Source organism: Mechercharimyces sp. CAU 1602 (assembly GCF_024753565.1).
In the GTDB taxonomy this organism is placed as follows: Bacteria; Bacillota; Bacilli; order Thermoactinomycetales; family JANTPT01; genus Mechercharimyces.
This window is the reverse complement of sequence record NZ_JANTPT010000001.1, coordinates 1,327,295-1,345,003: the sequence shown is the minus strand read 5'-3', so window position 1 is coordinate 1,345,003 and position 17,709 is coordinate 1,327,295. Positions and strand designations below refer to the sequence as shown.

Sequence of the window (17,709 nt, the reverse complement as noted above, 5' to 3'; positions counted from 1 at the left end):
TTCATGAATGAAGGCAATTGTGATAGAGCAGTTTGGTGGTCCAGAAGTGTTACGAGTTTGTGAAATCGAGAAGCCGCAGGTGGGTGCAGGTGAAGTATTGATTCGGGTGGCTAATACAAGTGTTAACTTTGCTGATATTAAAAATCGGACAGGAAAAAAAGCAAGAGGATTGTTTCCACTAATTTTAGGACTGGATGTTGCAGGTGTGGTTGAAGAACTTGGAGAAGGCGTGGTAGGGATTAAAAGGGGACAGCGCGTTGTCGCTTTTCCTAAGGAAGGTGCGTATGCGGAGTATGTTGTAGCAGAGGCGGTTTTAACCTTTCCAATACCCGACCAGGTATCGATGAGAGTAGCGGCGGCGTGTCCAACAGTCTCTTTTTTATCACTTGCACTACTGCGTGATGTGGCTCGAATAGAGCCAGGTGAAAGTGTATTGATCCATGCGGCATCGGGTGGGGTGGGAACAACAGCGATTCAACTAGCAAAATACTTGGGAGCTAGAAAAGTGATAGGGACAGTGAGCAATTTGGGTAAAGCGGCTGTAGTTAGGGAATCAGGAGCAGATCATGTTTGTACATATGATAACTTTTCTGAGAGCGTAAATAAGTGGACTGAGGGAAAAGGAGTTGATATTGTCCTCGACTCGATCGCAGGAAGTGTGACGGAAGAGAGTATGGAGTGTGTGGCTCCTTATGGAAGAATCGTTCATTTTGGTAATTCCGGTGGAGAGGCAGGAAAAATACAAACGAATCAGCTTCATGCTAGTTGCCGCTCGATCCTTGGATTTAGTCTGGGGACAACACGAAAGAAAAGGCCACACCTGCTGAGAAAGGTTGCGGATGAGGTATTCACACTACTTATTAAAGGTGCGTTAGAGATAAGGGTGGGGAATGAATATCCACTAGAAGATATAGCTGACGCCCATCGCTTGATCGAGGAAAGGAAGCATATTGGGAAGGTATTGCTACGAGTCGATGAAACGATAGCATAAGGAAGAGAGATAGTATGTTACTAGCAAATAGATTGTGGTGCGGCTGTGAGCTGTTACTTATTTCTGCTTTTTCCTATGGAGATACCTTCTTGATGGTAGAAGGTGGCTATAGTGCGGGGCATCCCTTTGGTATCAGTATGCATAAAGGAAACTTTGACAGCCCCTCCATTGGGGCATAAGGGCTGTCAAGGCGATTGCACATATACCGAACTTACAAGGGTGCGCTGAAAGGGTTGCCCGTTGTTTCGCTTTCCACTGATATCGACCGTGATATTGTAGATTGAGGTGGGACTTGTATCGTTAAAAACCCCTGTAAACTGATGAGGCTGTGATGCATGCTGCTTTAAAGTAGACAGATGATGATTGGTGGAGAAGTTAGGCTCCTTCTCATCCATAGGGAGCACCCTCATGGTCATCTTCATGCTATCTAAGTCGTATTTTTCTGGGGTGCGTATCTTTACAGTTACAGGAACCTCACCTTGATCACTTTTATCAACTTCAACGGTGGCGATTTCGGGTTTATCGAAGGTAGTGATGAGGAGGTAGGCATCTTTGTGATCTGCCTCAAGAGTAACTTTCCATGTTCCTGTCTCAGGTTGTTTGAGCTGAAATGCTTGAATACGCGCATCGGCGAAATATTGTTTCCCTTGACCAAAGGTATACTCTTCGCTCTGCTTTGTATATGTCTGTCCAGTAGGTGAGACGAGGTGGATGTTTACCTCACCTTTGGTCAATATTTGAATAACCACATTTTCTTCTCCTGTCTGCACGGCTACTTCTTTCTCTAGTGTGCGGTTGGGGAGAAGTTCCCCTCCATGTAGATATTTGTCATTATCACCGTGGGTTTGCGACGGGGGTGGGTTTTGTGATGGTGAGTTGGAAGCGGTTAAAGCTTTTTCGATACGGGGGAATACCTTTTTCCCAGCAGTGATCGTATCATGGTTTAACGTGTCAGCGGTAAAGAGATGGTCGGCGTAAGACAATTGGGTGCTCCACACATTGACGACGCCGTCACTTTCCCCATAGGTGCTGAGGTAGACACCTCCCATCCAGAGGTAACTGCCAACCTCACCCCAATCGGTGCCTGCGGCGGTGAAATAATCATGTAAATTTACTTTTTTGTGATTGTCTGTTTGGTGGCGGTATCTATCCATCTGTCCGGTCTGCATGGCATAGGTACCAGCGCTTTTTTGTCCAAGCAGTTTGCCTAACCAACCGGCGTACCAGCTGTGGGTCAAATTTGCGAGGTTGGAGCCGTAGTGCGGGGACCCAAGGGTGATTACATTATTTACATAAGCATCTGCCCCGTTATAAATGAGGGCGGTTTGTGTATCTACACCCCCCTTACTATGGGCGATCACATTTACTTTTTGTCCATAGTGTTGAGATATTTTTTGTAGCTGTTTGGCCAATACTTTTCCATTATCCCATTGGCTACCGGCAAATTCTCTTCCCGCAGCGTCATATAGTTGCACAAAAGCGGTCTGGTAACCAGCTTTGTAAACCGTTTGATATAGGTTGTCGGAGCCTTTCACCCACGTGCTCGTATTGGATCCTAGCCCTTGAACAAAGACGAGTGGAAGCTTTTCTTTGACCTGTTTTTTTGGCATTTCTCCTACATACCATGTGCCAGGGATAAGCCCTGTCTCACTCTTTTTTTTCCATTCGGCTTGCTCTTTCTTGGAAAGAACATTGCCCATTTCTACTATACCTGCAGGTGCAGCGAGTCGCTGTTTACATCCGTGTAGAATAGCAAGTGGTAATATTCCTACGATGGAGCACAAAATCAACAATGTCGAGCGGCGTACGATGAAATTCAAGTGAGTCACCCTCTCGCAGGGAATTTTATACTACAATCAATTCGGTACTCATCGTGTGAACCCTTTTCGAGAAGGTTTGTTCTTCCACATTCACCAACCTGATTTACTCGGCATATAGTGGTAGTAATGAGAAAGAGGAAGGTGAAAAAGTATGATCAAAAAAGTGATACTCAATTTTAAAAAAGAGATGAAGCTGGGGAAAAAAAGGGCAAAAAGCTTTTTTAAGAAGAAGATTAAGTAGCAAACAAAGGGGGCTCACTCTGGTGAGTCTCCCTTTGTTTGTGCTCTAACGAAAAATGTTTTGTTTGTACCACTGTTCCCATGCATCTATTTCTTCTGAAAGCACCCATTGATCGTACGGCGAAGGAATGCGTTTTATCCCTTTTCCTCCGAGGACAAATTGAAGTTTAGGATGATGGAGAAGTAACTCATTAATGAGGTGGATAAGTTGCTTTTGCCGTTCCGTTTGAGAGATGGAGAGACATACATGGGAGATTTTTTGTTGAGAAATTATGGGTGTTAACCCAGCAGAGGGGGTGTTGGGACCGAGATAAATTACGGACACGCCTTTTTTGCGTAAGAAGAGCGTAAAGAAAAGAAGCCCCATCTGATGATGCTCGCCTTCGGGACAGAGTGCGAGCATATGAGGGAGGTGGGGTTGTGTTGTAAATATTTCCATGAGGCGATAACAACGCTGTAGTAACAGTTGTGTAGCGTGATGTTCTTGTGCCACACTGATTTCTCCTTTTTCCCACGCATCTCCCACTCGCTGTGCAATCGGGAGTAGGAGATAGTGAAAAACGTGTTCGTGGGAGTAGAGGGAAAAACCGTAATCAAGAAGGGAGTGGGCTTGATTTCCTTGAAAGGAGATGAGTGCTTCATATAGTGCCTCTTGTAGATCTGTGTTGGTGGATATTGGTGATGGGGTTGCTGCAGGCGAAGAGAAAGAAACTGCTTTTTGCACGGATAGTTTCTTTATCGCCCGAGATATGGTTAGCCCTTGTTCCTCTATCTGTTTTTTTAGCCAGGTAAGGGTAGCAATATCTTCTTCAGAATAGAGGCGATGCCCCCCTGTAGTACGACCTGAAGGGGATAAACCATAACGACGTTCCCAGGCACGCAGAGTCCCTGCTGATACACCTGTCTTTTCTGCTGCTGCACGAATATTATACATTTGTTATTTCACTCTTTCGCGAGAAAAAAATAGTACAATCTATACATATACTATACAAGAAGTGTACAAAAAGAAAAAGTGGTGAGCACGGTCTTCGTCTTACTGATGAAGGGAGTTAGAGGAATCACCCTTGGTTTCTTGTTTGGGGAACCAGGGAATAAAGCGGTTTGTTCGCTTCGAGTAAGCACGATAAGCTGGCTTTTTCATCGCTTTTTTTTCTAGAGGTGGTACCCCTGACACCTTGAGAAGCGAAAAGTGAAGAATAGCAGGGGCAAAAAAAGTAGTCCAACCATAAGGAACGGAGCAGACAATTAGATAGATTCCCCACCAAAGTGTAGCTTCACCGAAATAGTTGGGATGGCGGGTGTATTTCCATAAACCTGACATCATTACTTTCCCCTTATTATGCTTCTTTTCTTTAAACTTCTCTAATTGGTAATCGCCAATTACTTCGAAGAGGAAACCGATGATCCAAAGGAGGAGCCCAATTCCATCTAATATCCCAAAAGATGAGCCGTCGTCCCAGGCATGAACGGCTACAAGGGGATATGCAATAAGGAGCATGACGACACCTTGTAGGAGATAGACTCGAATATAGCTAGTCAACGCGACACTTTTTCCTTTGGCTAACCAGCGCTTGCGCATAGCGGTATAGCGGTAATCTTCTCCTGCTCCTCGATTGCGGCGATACAAATAGTTCATTAAACGCACACCCCAGAGAGTGACCAAGGTAGTGATAAGAAGCTGACGAAAAGTATACTCGTCTTGGAGAAAGAGCAAAGAGGTGGTGATAACGACAAAACCACCGCCCCAGGCAATGTCGACGATAGACAGATCTTGTTTCCACTGTGCCACTAGCCAAAAAAGTGTCATATACATAAATACAGATAGTGTTGCTACAAGTAGGAAAGAAAACATGGTTATTCACTCCTTTAGATGTATGAGCCTTACGTTGACTAAAGAGTATAGGATCGTATTTAGTATACTATTTGCACATGTTTTGTACAACTAATTTTTATATATTGTACAATTTTGTATTAAGTGATACAGTGAAAAAAGAGCAGAGACACATGATCATTGCCATGAGAGAAGAAGCGTTCCTAGAGGGAGAGAAGTTGAAATGAAAAAAAAGATTGCATGGGTGACGGATAGCTCGATTTATCTTCCAAACTCGTTACAAACGCACGCAGATGTATATGTGGTGCCATTGTCAATTATTTTTCATGGGCAGATATATAAGGATGGTATTGATCTTACTCCATCTGAATTATACGATAAAATAGATAAATCAGAAAAGTGTCCGACGACGTCACAGCCCCCGTTGGCAACGTTTATGAATGTATATGAAGAGTTGAAAAAGGAGTATGATGGGGCGATCGCTGTTCATCTGTCCAGTGACCTTAGTGGAACTTGTTCCACAAGTGGTATCGCCGCGTCGATGGTCGATTTTCCGGTGGAAGTAGTCGATTCACGCTTGTTATCTTATCCGATGGCGCACATGATAATGAAAGGAATGATGTTGGCAGAGGAGGGGTTAGAACAGGCCCAGATCGCAAAAATATTGCGGACAGAGCATAAAAAAGTGAGTAACTATATTCTTGTAGGGGATTTACAGCAATTATACAAGGGCGGGAGGATCAATGGAATTCAACGTTTAGTGGGAACGCTTTTGCAAATTCATCCCATCCTGCAGATCAAAGAAGGAGCAGTCCATATCTTCGGCAAGTTTCGCACCAAAAGAAGAGCGCTTGCTGCGATATTAACGCAGTTGGAGGAGGCAAGTAAGATTCATGTTATACAGAGCATCCAAATCTTACATGCGGATGTTATAGAAGAAGCGGAAGCGTTAAAAGAGCGCATCAAAAAAGCATACAGAGACGTTGATGTGCTGGTTGGCCCGTTAAGTAGCACGATTGGAGTCCATGGTGGTAAAGGGAGTATGGTGTTGGTTTGGAGAATAGAGTAGGAAATGATATAGAGAGATTCTTTGTTTAGGCGAGTGAGGAAGTGACGGTGTGAATTGTGATATGATAGAGCAAAGAAGATAGAAGTGAGGCTGAAAAGATGAAATTTTTACGAATGAAAGAGCCTGTAAACACATTAACCCATTTCATCACTTTTCTGGCGGGAATTGTGGGCTTAGTGTTCCTCATTCTCCTGAGTAGAGAAAATGTATCCACCCTGATTACGATGACAATCTATGGTGTTAGCATTATCTTACTGTATGGAGCAAGCTCCTTATATCATTGGGTGCGGACAACTCCAGAAAAAGAGAAGTTTTTGCGCAAGCTAGATCACATTGCGATCTACCTTCTTATCGCAGGTTCCTACACCCCGGTCTTTTACCACGGATTAGAGGGTGGTTGGAGATGGACGATGCTGACAGCAGTATGGGTATTGGCTGTGGTAGGGATGATCTTGAAAATCTGGTTTGTACACGCACCGCGTTATATTACGACGGCTTTCTATTTGACTCTTGGCTGGATTGCCGTTGTTCCTTTTGTACAATTGATTCATTCCTTGCCTATGGGAGCGATTATACTCATGTTTGCAGGCGGCGTTGCTTATACGGTAGGAGCCATTATCTATGCAACGAAGTGGCTCGATTTTTTTCCAAACCGCTTCGGTTTTCATGAGATCTTCCACCTATTTATTATGGCGGGTACGGGCTTTCATTTTGCTATGATGGTAGGCTATATTTTGCCACTTGGATTATAGAGGGGAAAGGAGACCATATGCTGGTCTCCTTTTTTGTTATTTCAATTAGGGCGGTTAGTTGTCATGCTATATTGAGGTAAGATATGATCAAATAAGGAGAAATCATGACGAGTGCAATGAGTAAGGAGGGAATCAATTGTTATTAAAGGATGAACGAAATCCGTTTTATCGGAATGAAGATCGTCATAGACGATATGAAGAGGGGACGCGCTCCCCTTTGGAAGTGCGGGATGCTTTTGAGCGTGATTATGGCCGCATTATTCATAGCTTCGCTTTTCGTCGATTGCAAGCAAAAAAACAAGTTATTGGGACTGATGCAGGTGATTTGCACCGTACCCGTCTTACTCATTCGATGGAAGTGGCGCAGATTGCACGTGGAATTGCACTCTTTCTAAATCGAACGGCAACGGAGTTGCCTGAGGGAGAGAAAATCGATATATCCTTGGTGGAGGCGGCCGGACTGGCACATGATCTTGGTCATCCCCCATTCGGGCATGAGGGGGAGCAATCTCTTAACCGTGCGATGGCACATTACGGTGGATTTGAAGGGAATGCACAAACGTTTCGTATTCTCACTCGCCTTGAAGGGAAAAAAGGTGAGGGGCTTAACTTGACGAGGGGATTATTACTTGCTGTTATGAAATATCCAATCTTGTACGAAGAGGCAAGGGGGAAAAAAATTAACTCTCAGGCGAGCCATCCTCCGAAGACAAGTGCTTATGGTAATGATCACGAAGCTTATAGTTGGGCACTTTCTCCCTTCACAAAACAGGAGAAGCGCTTCTTGATGGAGACCATGTCTTGGGAAGATGGGTATCGGCGTACAGTGCGGAAACCATTTGAGTGTTCCATTATTGAGCTTGCAGATGATATTGCATATTCTACCCATGACTTAGAAGATGCTGTTAACCTTAAGCTGGTTGATTTACATGAACTATGTGAGATCTTGTCACAAGAGCCGTGGGCTCATTCTTATGCTGAGATTAAAGATGCTTTGCGATTGGCTCAACAACTAAAATACGGACAAGATTCATTTCTTCACCAATTAAAGCAGGTGTTTGCTTTGCTGATCTCTGTATTTGTTAATCATATTACCGTTGAAAAAATGGGAGAGGAGATCTTTTCAAAGCGCCTACGCTTTCAGGCTGTACTCCCTCCTGAATTAAAAAAGTTGAATCAACATTTAAAGCAGATTGTGCACGAGCGTGTCATTCAGTCTACACCGGTACGTGTATTAGCATGGAAAGCGGACCGAGTGGTACGTCTAATTTTTGAAGCGATGATGAACGATAAACGCTTATTACCTGTACCTGATCGGCGACGGATTACAGAGCATAACGAGGATGAAGCTTTTCATGCACGTGTAGTGTGTGACTATATTGCAGGGATGACGGATCCCTATGCTCTCAAGGTGTACGATAGTTTGTATGGAACAGGGAAGGTGTCATATTAGGTTTACTGAGGCAACTGAAGAAGAGAAGGAGAACACGATTCATGATTGAAATAGAGCAGGAAGCATTATTGGAGCGGATTTCCTATTTTTATGAACAGATGAAAGCACGAGGAGATCACGAATACGCACACAAGATGTTAGATCTATTGCGTAAAGTGCATCGTCAAGAATTGATGATCGGATTTTGCGGACATTTCTCAGCAGGAAAATCGACGTTGCTAAATCATGTGCTGGGCGAAGAACTTCTTCCTACTAGTCCTATTCCTACTAGTGCCAATGTGGTGCGGATACAAAAAGGACCTGCCCAAGTCATTCTTCATACACGCCAAGGCGAGAAACAAGTGTACCGGGGAACCTATACAGATAAACAGTTGAAGCAGTTGTGTAAAAACGGCGATGAAGTGATTGCCATTGATGTGATGCAAGAAGCAAACAGGTTACCTGAAGGGGTAGTTCTTTTAGATACACCAGGGATTGATTCAACTGATGATCGTCATCAATCGGCAACAGAAGCAGCTCTTCACTTGGCCGATATTGTGTTTTATGTTGTGGATTACAATCATGTGCAGTCGGAAACCAACCTGCAATTTTTAAAAAATGTAACCCAAAGAGGAAAGCATGTTTATTTAGTGGTAAATCAAATAGATAAGCATCAGGAAAGTGAACTTTCCTTTGTGCGCTTTCAAGAGGGCTTGACACAATCATTGACGAGATGGGAATTAAATTTGAAAGGGATTTTATATACTTCATTACGTAACCCAGATCATATACACAATGAATGGGATCAGTTATTAGTTTTGTTGGATCAGTGCATGGAGGAACGCCTCATGATGTTGACCCAGCAGGCTAAGCGAGAAGTGGCATATTTGTTGGAGCAACATGTAGAAGGGCGGCGCAAGCATGAGCGTGAGGAACAAAGGCAGGAATTGGCTAAGCGTACGCGCCCCCTTTTGGAGTTGGCCCCCTTGAATGAGAACGTGCAAGAGTTACGGGAGAGCCTGGCAGAACATATTGCGGAACGTGCCAATATCGAGGTTCGCTTTAATCAAGGGCTCGATGATTTGTTGCAAAATACGTACCTTATGCCATATGACGTTCGTGAGCTGGCTCATCAGTATTTAGAAACAATGCTGACGGATTTTAAGGTTGGCTTTATTCGACGCCGAAGTAAAACGGAAGCCGAGCGACAAAAGCGGTTGTTCACTTTTTATGAGAAGTGGATGCAAACGGTGGAGACGCAAGTAGATTTCCATGTAAAACGTTATGTTTTGCAGTTCTTTGAAGAGAATGGTATTTATAGAGAGGCCGACCGTGAAGTGATTTTGCAGTGGGAGCATACCCTTTCAGCTAGTGATGTTGGTGAGCGCGTGAAAGAAGGAGCGTCGCTTTCGGGATCGTACCTATTAAAGTATACCGATGATCTGGTAAACATGGTAAAACGTCTGTATCGCCAGCAGGCGGGACAGTGGTTTAACCAATTTCAGACTGAATTGATGCAAAGGTTGGATTCGCAGATAGCAGAAATGAAGACAAAATTAAAGAAGCTGGAAGAAGATCTGATTTTGCGACAAAAATGGGTGAATCGAGCAGAGGAAGAAGAAGCGTACCGCTCTCAGTTAGAAGCTATTTTTAAAGGAACGAAAGAAGTAGGGTATATGCCGGACATCGATCACTATGTAACAAAAGAGGAAGGAGAGGTAGTTCTTTCTTCGATTTTGTCTGAGGAGTTTATGCCTACCCAAGTAAAGAAGGAGATTCCACAGTTAGTGGAAGGTAGACAAGGAGTAGATCAGTCGGATGAAGATCGTCTATCTCATCGATTACGTCGAATAAAGCAGATTGAGAAGGTGATGACCGGGATTTCCAGTGTGGAGCGAATTCGGTCATCTCTTTCTCAGATGCGGGCTCGCGCGGAAAATCAACAGTGGACAGTGGCGTTGTTTGGAGCGTTTAGTGCAGGCAAATCATCATTTGCTAACGCATTGATTGGGGAAGATGTGTTACCCGTTTCGCCTCATCCGACGACGGCAACGATTAATCGTATTGTGGCACCTACAGCGGAATTTCCACATCAACATGTGCGTATTCGCCTTAAGTCAGAAGAACAACTACAAGCGGAAATAGAACGAATTTGGCATTTAATCTTCCCGGACAGCCAGCCACAAGGGGAACTAGTAGATATGCTAAGGGTGTTGACGGCAGAGCGGGAAGGAAAGAGCAGTAACGAAAAGCTCCTTCTCCCCTTTTTACAAGCACTTTATCGCGGTTATCCCACGATGAAAGCTAGATTGGGCGATTGGGAAAGCGCTCATGTTCGTACGTTTTCACCCTATGTTGCCGAGGAAGAGACAGCATGTTTCGTACAAGAGGTAGAGGTCTATTTTGATTGTGAATTAACGCGACAGGGGATTATGTTGGTCGATACACCTGGGGCAGATTCTGTGCATGCCCGTCATACAGACGTAGCGTTTCGTTATTTGAAAGAGGCAGATGCGTTGCTCTTTGTAATGTATTACAATCACGCTTTCTCTCGTGCAGATCGGGAATTTCTCTTGCAGTTAGGGAGAGTAAAAGATACTTTTGCCATGGATAAGATGTTTTTCCTGATGAATGCAGCAGATTTAGCTACATCGACAGAAGAACAGGACGCTGTACTGATGTATTTACAAGAACAACTTCAAGAGTACGGGATTCGCTTTCCTCGACTTTTTCCGATTTCAAGCTTGTATGCTCGCAGTCACCTGGAGAAGGAGCGTGCTGCTTCAGGAATGGAAGCTTTTGTACGTGCGTTTCGTTCCTTTTTCCGCGATGATTTGATGCAGGTGGCGATTACCAGTATGAAAGAAGAGGCGCGTCGGGCCGAGCAAATCGTTCGACAACAGGCGGCAACTGCGCACAGTCTGACGGAAGAACGAGACGAAAAGATGGAGCAGCTTGTAAGCGAACGAGCTAAGATAGAGGCATACTTGAACAATTACCGTGCAGAGGCAGAAGAGCATGCACTAAAACAAGAGATAGAGGAGTTGTTTTACTACGTAGAACAACGAGTGATGTTGCGCTACCGCGACGCGTTTACAGAGATTTTCCACCCTTCGACTTTACGCAAGGGTGAAAGCAACAGTAAAAAGGTACTCTATCGCTGTACGATGGACTTGATTGATTTTATCCGTCGTGATGTTGTGCAGGAGTTGCAAGCAACTAGCCTTCGTTTAGAGAAATGGTTGCGGGAGCAATGTGTGATCCACGGTGAACGAATGATGTTGGGAAGTGTAGCGCTGACAAAAGAATGGCGTCCACCGCAACAGATACGAACAGAATGGACTTTTGCAGAGTGGGAGATCGCATCTCCCCTTATGAATCTCACACCGACATCGTTTAAAAAAGCATTAGGTTTATTTAAAAATAGTAAGCACTTTTTTGAACAGGGTGGGAAGATGGTGATGATGGAACAGATGGCGGTTCAGTGGAAGTTAGTTCTTGCCACAGTGATTAGAGAAGAACAAAGCCGTTGTTACAGCCATTATGAGCAACAGTGGAGGCAGGCCGTTCAAGTGATGAAAGAAGAGCAATGGGAAAACACGGATCACTTTTATGCAAGTGTGGAGGAGAGTTTGTCTGGGTATATTGATGCACATCAGTATGAAGAATGTGCAGATGAGATCGCTTCATTGCTTTCTAGCATGTCATAAAGGATTATCGATTTGCCCCCCAGCATAAGTAGAATTGTTGGGGGGCTTTTTCTATCAACTAAAAATTCAGATTTAGATAACAGTGGAGATTTATAACAAGTTATGAAAAATAGTAAGGGATAAATTTTAGATGACTGAGGAGTGTATGCGCTTTCTTCAAAAATATAGATTAAAAAACGAAAAAATAATCAATAAAATTTATATTTTTTATTGACAATCTCATATTTAAAGATTAATATAAATTAACAGACAGAAACGAAGTATTTACATAGGAACACTGGGGATTAATATTTTTAGTGTGTTCCCTTCGTTTTTGATCTATTTTCGAAAGAAGAGAAAGGTAGTGATAGATGAATGAATATCCAGTGGAAAAAGATCGCCTATTCTGTGGTGGCCACTAGTGTGATCCTGACATCACTCTCTCCGGCTGCGTTGGCGCAAGAGGGAGAAAAGGCGAAGCAGGGGAAACAACTTGAAAAACTATCCAAAATATCAGTAAATTCTAAAGGAAAAGAAAAAGTTTCGTGGGATGAAGAAACAAAGGTGCCTTCTTATGTAAAAGGTAAAATTTCCTCAGAAAAACTTAAAAATAAAGAAGATGCTCTTGAGGTAATGGAAGAAAATAAAGAGCTCTATCTAATGGATTCAGCATCTTCTGAACTTAAATTGTTGGAAGAATCAAAAGATGATCTCGGGTTTTCAAAGTACAAGTACCAGCAGCAGTATAAAGGAGTGCCAGTCTACGGGCGAGAGTTGATCATTCACGCAGACAAGGAGGGGAAAGCATCCTCCATTATTGGTAAATTTGATCCCGAGGTAAAAGAGAAAAAACCGAAGACAAAAGCGAAGTTTTCTGCAAAAGAGGCAATAGCGAAAGCGAAAAAGACGATTGGCTTCGAGAAAAAGACAAAGTTTTCGATCGAAAAGTCGGATAAGGTGATTTATCAGGATGATAAGGGTAAGTATCACCTTGCTTACATCGTAACCTTATCGACGTTAGAAGGAAAAAACCCTGGGTATTATGATGTGGTGGTAAGTGCACGTACGCTCGATGTGATTCATCAAGTGAATAAAAGCAATCACGCGGCTGAGACAGGTACGGGCGTAGGTGTTAACGGTGATCGCAAATCACTAAATACGTATAGTTCTTCCGGCACTTATTATCTCTATGATACGACCAAACCGATGTACAGTTCCAACAATGGTGTGATCAAGACGTATACCGCTAATCAAGGTTCTAATCTACCTGGCTCCTATGTTACGGACAGTGACAATTATTGGACCGATGGAGCGGCGGTAGATGCTCATAACTATGCAGGTAAGGTATACGACTATTATTATCAAAAGCATGGACGCAACTCGTTCGACGGTAATGGTGGAAGTCTGATTTCAACCGTTCACTATTACAGCTCGGAAGCTTGTCCGAATAATGCGTTTTGGGATGGAACCCAAATGGCTTATTGTGATGGGGACGGCTCTCAGTCAAAAGATTTGTCCGGTGCACTTGATGTAGTAGGTCATGAGATTACACATGCAGTGACAGAGAGAACGGCAGGGCTCATTTATCAAAACCAATCCGGCGCGCTGAATGAATCATGGTCCGATGTGTTGGGGAACTTGATTGAGAATAAGAGCGACGAACGGTGGTTAGTTGGTGAAGATGTGTGGACACCAAACATTGCGAATGATGGTTTGCGCTCGATGTCGAATCCGGAAAGTAATGGTTATCCGTCACATATGAATGACTATCGGAATCTCCCTAATACCAGAGCAGGCGATTGGGGTGGGGTGCATATCAACTCTAGCATTCCAAATAAAGCATTTTACAATTTTGTTACCTCCTCTGGAGTGACACGGGATGAAGCAGGGAAAGTATGGTATCGTGCCTTAACACAATATCTTACCTCCAGCTCTGAATTTATGGACGCACGCAATGCGACCATTCAAGCATCGACAGATCTGTACGGTGCGTCTGCACAAGAAACAATTGCACTAACCAATGCCTGGGCAGCTGTAGGATTGGGCTCTCAGTTTGCGGGTGGAGATGATAATCAGAGCGAAGGCGATGCGTATGAAGCGAATAACACGCTAGCGACCGCTTATGGTCCGATTACTTCAGGGAAAACGTATAAGGCACAGATCGGGAGCAGTACTGATCAAGATTGGTTCTCCTTTACCACAGGTGGGAAAGGAACCATAAGTATTGACCTGGGCAATTTACCAGCAGACTACGATTTATATCTATACAACGCATCTGGCACGGAGTTGAAGTCATCTGAAAACGGAAATACTTCAGCGGAGTCGATTTCGTACAGCAATGCAGCAGCAGGGAAGTATTATGTATTGGTTGTAGGGTATAATGGCGCGAAGTCTTCACAGTCTTACGAATTGAGGGCGACTTACCCTGGGTCTTCGTCAGAAGAGAGTGCGCAATGGTACTATGAAGAAAAAAGTTTTTCCAGCCCTCACCCATACGCCAATAACAGCAACACGAAGGTGAGCTACAGTAAGGCAGGGGCACAAAAAGTAGCTTTACATTTTAGCAAATTTGATACTGAAGCTCGTTATGATGTGGTGAAGATCTTGGATGGTTCAGGTAAAGTGATCGAGACACATGATGGAGAGAAAGAAGGCTTCTGGGCTATTGTGGACTCAGATAAGATCACGGCTAATCTTGTTACAGATTCCTCTGTTACGAAATATGGCTATGATATTGATCAAGTAGCATACTATGCAAGCAAACAATTGGTAAGTAGCAGTAAATCTGAATCCAAGACTCCTGTTCGCTAGAATAGGGACCAAACATTATATCGATCTAGAGAGAGAGAAAAGCCATCCGTATAAAAGATATATACGGATGGCTTTTTATGCAGCTGATGTTAACTTGCAATTTTTTGTGTTATGTCAAAAAATACTCTAGTATTTTTATAAAATATCTAATATAATAGAGTTTGTACTAACAAACTTTGCGATTATGTTTAAAGGAGTGGGTCGTTTTGAGACAGGCGTCACGTCTGCTGCTAGCTTTGGTAATTTTATTTGTGGTAGCGCTTCCATCCCCGGTAGCATGGGCAGGTAAAGGGAGCGACAAGATCGACTTTTCACTGTTAGAGCAATTGGTTGAAAAAGGGAACGTTTTGTCAGCAGATGAGATTGCTTCTTGGGAAAATAAAACGGAGACAGGATTAATTCCAGGAACGTGGTACGTAGGAGAGTCACCAAATAATGTGGATGAAAAGAAATCGCCAATCGTTTTTGTTCAAGGATTGGGATCGAACGCCACTACTTGGTTAGAAGGTTCAGGGAATATGTATGATGTGGCGCGGGAAGAGGGTTACCAAACAGCCTTTGTACAGTTGTATGATGCTGCAGGCGATAAGTATGCTGCGGCTCAATGGGATAATGGACGCATTCTTGCAGAGCAATTGCAACAGATCTCTGATTTTTATGGAAAAAAAGTAAATATTGTTGCTCACAGTAAGGGCGGGATCGATTCGCAGACTGCTTTAATTCATTATAATGCTGATTACTATGTTGATAACGTCGTTACTTTGGCATCCCCGCATAAAGGTTCTCACTTAGCCAATCTTTCGTATAGCTGGTATGCAGGTTGGTTGGCAGATGTTATCGGGATGCAGTCAGATGGAACTTACTCTTTGCAAACAGCGGAAATGGATCAATTTCGTAAGCGTACAGACGTTGATGAAGATGTGAACGAAAATGAGTATTTCACTGTAGCAGGTAAAGATTGGGGTTCCTTTGGAAGTTCGCTATGGTTGGCAGGAGCTTACTTACGCTCCTATGGTTCCAATGATGGCGCTGTAAACGTGTGGAGTACAAAACTGATGAATGGTAAGCATCTCTTTACTGATGATGATCTAAATCATTACTCTATCACGGAAGGTAAGAAGGTATTTTCTCGTATTGAGTCCGTTGTTGATGATCCAGCTTCTCTCGTATCTTTTGATAATGCCATGCAATGGAAGGCAGAAAAGAAAGTTATGAGCTTGGCAGGCAGCAAGGCGTCTGCAAATGAGGTGAGTTCAGAGTCTGCAACGGGGATGGAAGAACGTGGCGAGCAGTATCTACAAGGTGGGGAATTGAAAAAGAAAGCCACGGTAGTAGAAGAAGTGGCTGTTCAATCTGATGTTGATGAAGCCGTTTTCCAGGTGATGAGTAAGAATAAGGTGAAAATCAAGTTGATTTCACCATCAGGTAAAGTATATACCAAGAAGAGTAGCGTCTATTCTGCCGGTGAAGGGAAAGAGTTCTTTAACGAAGCTACTATTCAGGCCTTTAAGGTAGCCAAGCCTGAGGCAGGGGCGTGGAAGGTGCAGATGAAGAGCAAATCAGATGATGCATACTTCATGATGGTCGCATTTGATGGTGAAGAAACAGCTTCAGTTGATATTGCTACTTCTGAAGGAGAAGGGGATATCCCAGTCGAAATAGAATTGAAGAATCCAGAGAAGTTTGATCAAGACTCTATTAAGATAGATATGAAGATTGTGGATGTTGATCAGAATAAGCAGCAATCTAAACAGAAGAAAGAAGAAAAAAAGCTGAAGAAAAATCGCAAGCAGGGAAGCTATGATGGTACGTTTACTGCGAAGAAGAAATCTGGCTCTTATAACGTTACAATTAACATCGAAGGCAAACTTAAAAATGGTGAACCGTTTAAGCGGACACTTGTTCGTTCTGTTGGTGTGAGTAAATAAGAAAGTTTTCTATAGTTAAATCACAAAAGCCCCTCGCGATGCGAGGGGCTTTTGTGATGGGGGAGGGGGACAACTTTTACTTAGAAGACGCATATGATTAATAGACACAGGTAGAAAGGGTGAAGAGCATGACTAAGAAAAAGAAACAAACCCCCTCAAAAGCCCAAGGTTCCCCAAAAAAGAAGATGATAAAGGAAAGTGATTGGTATTTTAGTAATCATGTAGCTCCATTGAAAAAAGAATTGCGACGCGCGCAGGAGGCAGGTCACTATGAGGCGATCCCTTCTCAGTGGATGTTACTCCAGGAACATCTTAGGAAGCACAGGAGGCTTGTGCGGGAAGCCAACTTTATACAACGTCCGTAGGAAGGGGCATTAGGGCATACGTGTTTAACCAATATACGGGTAGGGAAAAACGAAAGGGAGTGAAGCAAACACAGAGAAAGGGGTAGAATGATCTTGAACATCACTGTAATTGGTGCCAATGGGAATATTGGTCGAGAGATTGTGAGAACATTACTTGAACGAAATCATGAGGTACGGGCGATGATCCGTAAAGAAGAACAGGCCTCTTTTTTTATAAATTTGGGAGCGACACCGGTAATAGCTGATTTGGAGCAGGATTTTAGTCATGCTATTGATGGGGCAGATGCAATCATTTTTACGGCTGGCTCGGGTGCTCATACCGGTTTAGATAAAACGACGGCTATTGATCAGGAAGGGGCGAAGAAAGCAGCAGATTTAGCGGAGCAATATGGGGTGGATCGCTTTATTATGATTAGCTCTATTAAAGCAGACCAGCCAGAAGCGGCAACTTCTGATGCGATGAAGCATTATTTGCGCGCTAAATCGGCGGCCGATAAGCACTTACGAACAAAAGGGATCAATTATACGATCCTTCGCCCCGGACGCCTTTCGGACGAGAAGGGTACGGGTAAGATTGTGATTGCTCCCTCGTTGGAGTATCGTACAGATTCGATTCCACGGGCTGATGTGGCCCTGACGGCAGTAGAATCCTTGGAGGCTCCGGGTACTTTCCGCCATTCGTTTGACTTATTTTCTGGAAATGAAGAAGTGCAGACCGCACTGGCAAAATTAGCTTAACGAACCACTACACCCCCTAGTCTGGGTCGACTAGGGGGTGTAG

At 43.6% G+C, this 17,709-nt stretch carries 13 protein-coding genes; 10 read left to right on the top strand and 3 right to left on the bottom strand.

Annotated elements, in window-relative coordinates; translation table 11 throughout:
- Window positions 1-7: 7 nt before the first annotated feature.
- On the top strand, window positions 8-991 hold the full coding sequence (locus tag NXZ84_RS07025; protein WP_258839558.1) for a quinone oxidoreductase family protein: 984 nt from the start codon (window positions 8-10) through the stop codon (window positions 989-991).
- Between the two features lie 14 nt (window positions 992-1,005).
- Entirely contained in the window at window positions 1,006-1,170 is a 165-nt protein-coding gene (locus tag NXZ84_RS07020) for a hypothetical protein (RefSeq protein WP_258839557.1), read from the top strand.
- Window positions 1,171-1,176: 6 nt separating this feature from the next.
- On the opposite strand, the gene NXZ84_RS07015 is transcribed toward NXZ84_RS07020, so the two are convergent.
- From NXZ84_RS07015 to NXZ84_RS07005, 3 genes are all read right to left on the bottom strand, one after another.
- On the bottom strand, window positions 1,177-2,811 hold the full coding sequence (locus NXZ84_RS07015; RefSeq protein ID WP_258839556.1) for an esterase/lipase family protein: 1,635 nt from the start codon (window positions 2,809-2,811) through the stop codon (window positions 1,177-1,179).
- Window positions 2,812-3,097: 286 nt separating this feature from the next.
- Window positions 3,098-3,985, bottom strand: coding sequence for a MerR family transcriptional regulator (locus NXZ84_RS07010; RefSeq protein WP_258839555.1), 888 nt, complete (start codon window positions 3,983-3,985; stop codon window positions 3,098-3,100).
- A gap of 99 nt (window positions 3,986-4,084) precedes the next feature.
- Complete coding sequence (locus NXZ84_RS07005) at window positions 4,085-4,903, bottom strand: DUF1295 domain-containing protein (protein WP_258839554.1); 819 nt, start codon at window positions 4,901-4,903, stop codon at window positions 4,085-4,087.
- A 202-nt stretch (window positions 4,904-5,105) separates the two neighbouring features.
- Here NXZ84_RS07005 and NXZ84_RS07000 point away from each other — a divergent pair, with 202 nt between their 5' ends.
- From NXZ84_RS07000 to NXZ84_RS06965, 8 genes are all read left to right on the top strand, one after another.
- A complete protein-coding gene (locus NXZ84_RS07000) occupies window positions 5,106-5,951 on the top strand; it encodes a DegV family protein (protein WP_258839553.1) in 846 nt (281 codons plus the stop codon).
- A gap of 98 nt (window positions 5,952-6,049) precedes the next feature.
- A complete protein-coding gene (gene trhA / locus NXZ84_RS06995) occupies window positions 6,050-6,703 on the top strand; it encodes a PAQR family membrane homeostasis protein TrhA (protein ID WP_258839552.1) in 654 nt (217 codons plus the stop codon).
- 136 nt (window positions 6,704-6,839) lie between these two features.
- Window positions 6,840-8,156, top strand: a complete 1,317-nt coding sequence (locus NXZ84_RS06990; protein WP_258839551.1) for an anti-phage deoxyguanosine triphosphatase — start codon at window positions 6,840-6,842, stop codon at window positions 8,154-8,156.
- Between the two features lie 41 nt (window positions 8,157-8,197).
- Window positions 8,198-11,845, top strand: a complete 3,648-nt coding sequence (locus NXZ84_RS06985; RefSeq protein WP_258839550.1) for a dynamin family protein — start codon at window positions 8,198-8,200, stop codon at window positions 11,843-11,845.
- A 354-nt stretch (window positions 11,846-12,199) separates the two neighbouring features.
- Window positions 12,200-14,635, top strand: coding sequence for a M4 family metallopeptidase (locus NXZ84_RS06980; protein ID WP_258839549.1), 2,436 nt, complete (start codon window positions 12,200-12,202; stop codon window positions 14,633-14,635).
- Between the two features lie 206 nt (window positions 14,636-14,841).
- Window positions 14,842-16,563, top strand: coding sequence for an esterase/lipase family protein (locus NXZ84_RS06975; RefSeq protein WP_258839548.1), 1,722 nt, complete (start codon window positions 14,842-14,844; stop codon window positions 16,561-16,563).
- Between the two features lie 128 nt (window positions 16,564-16,691).
- Window positions 16,692-16,928 carry a hypothetical protein gene (locus NXZ84_RS06970; protein ID WP_258839547.1) on the top strand — a complete coding sequence of 79 codons (237 nt, stop codon included), beginning with the start codon at window positions 16,692-16,694 and terminating at the stop codon, window positions 16,926-16,928.
- A gap of 93 nt (window positions 16,929-17,021) precedes the next feature.
- Entirely contained in the window at window positions 17,022-17,666 is a 645-nt protein-coding gene (locus tag NXZ84_RS06965) for an SDR family oxidoreductase (RefSeq protein ID WP_258839546.1), read from the top strand.
- The last annotated feature ends 43 nt before the right edge of the window (window positions 17,667-17,709 follow it).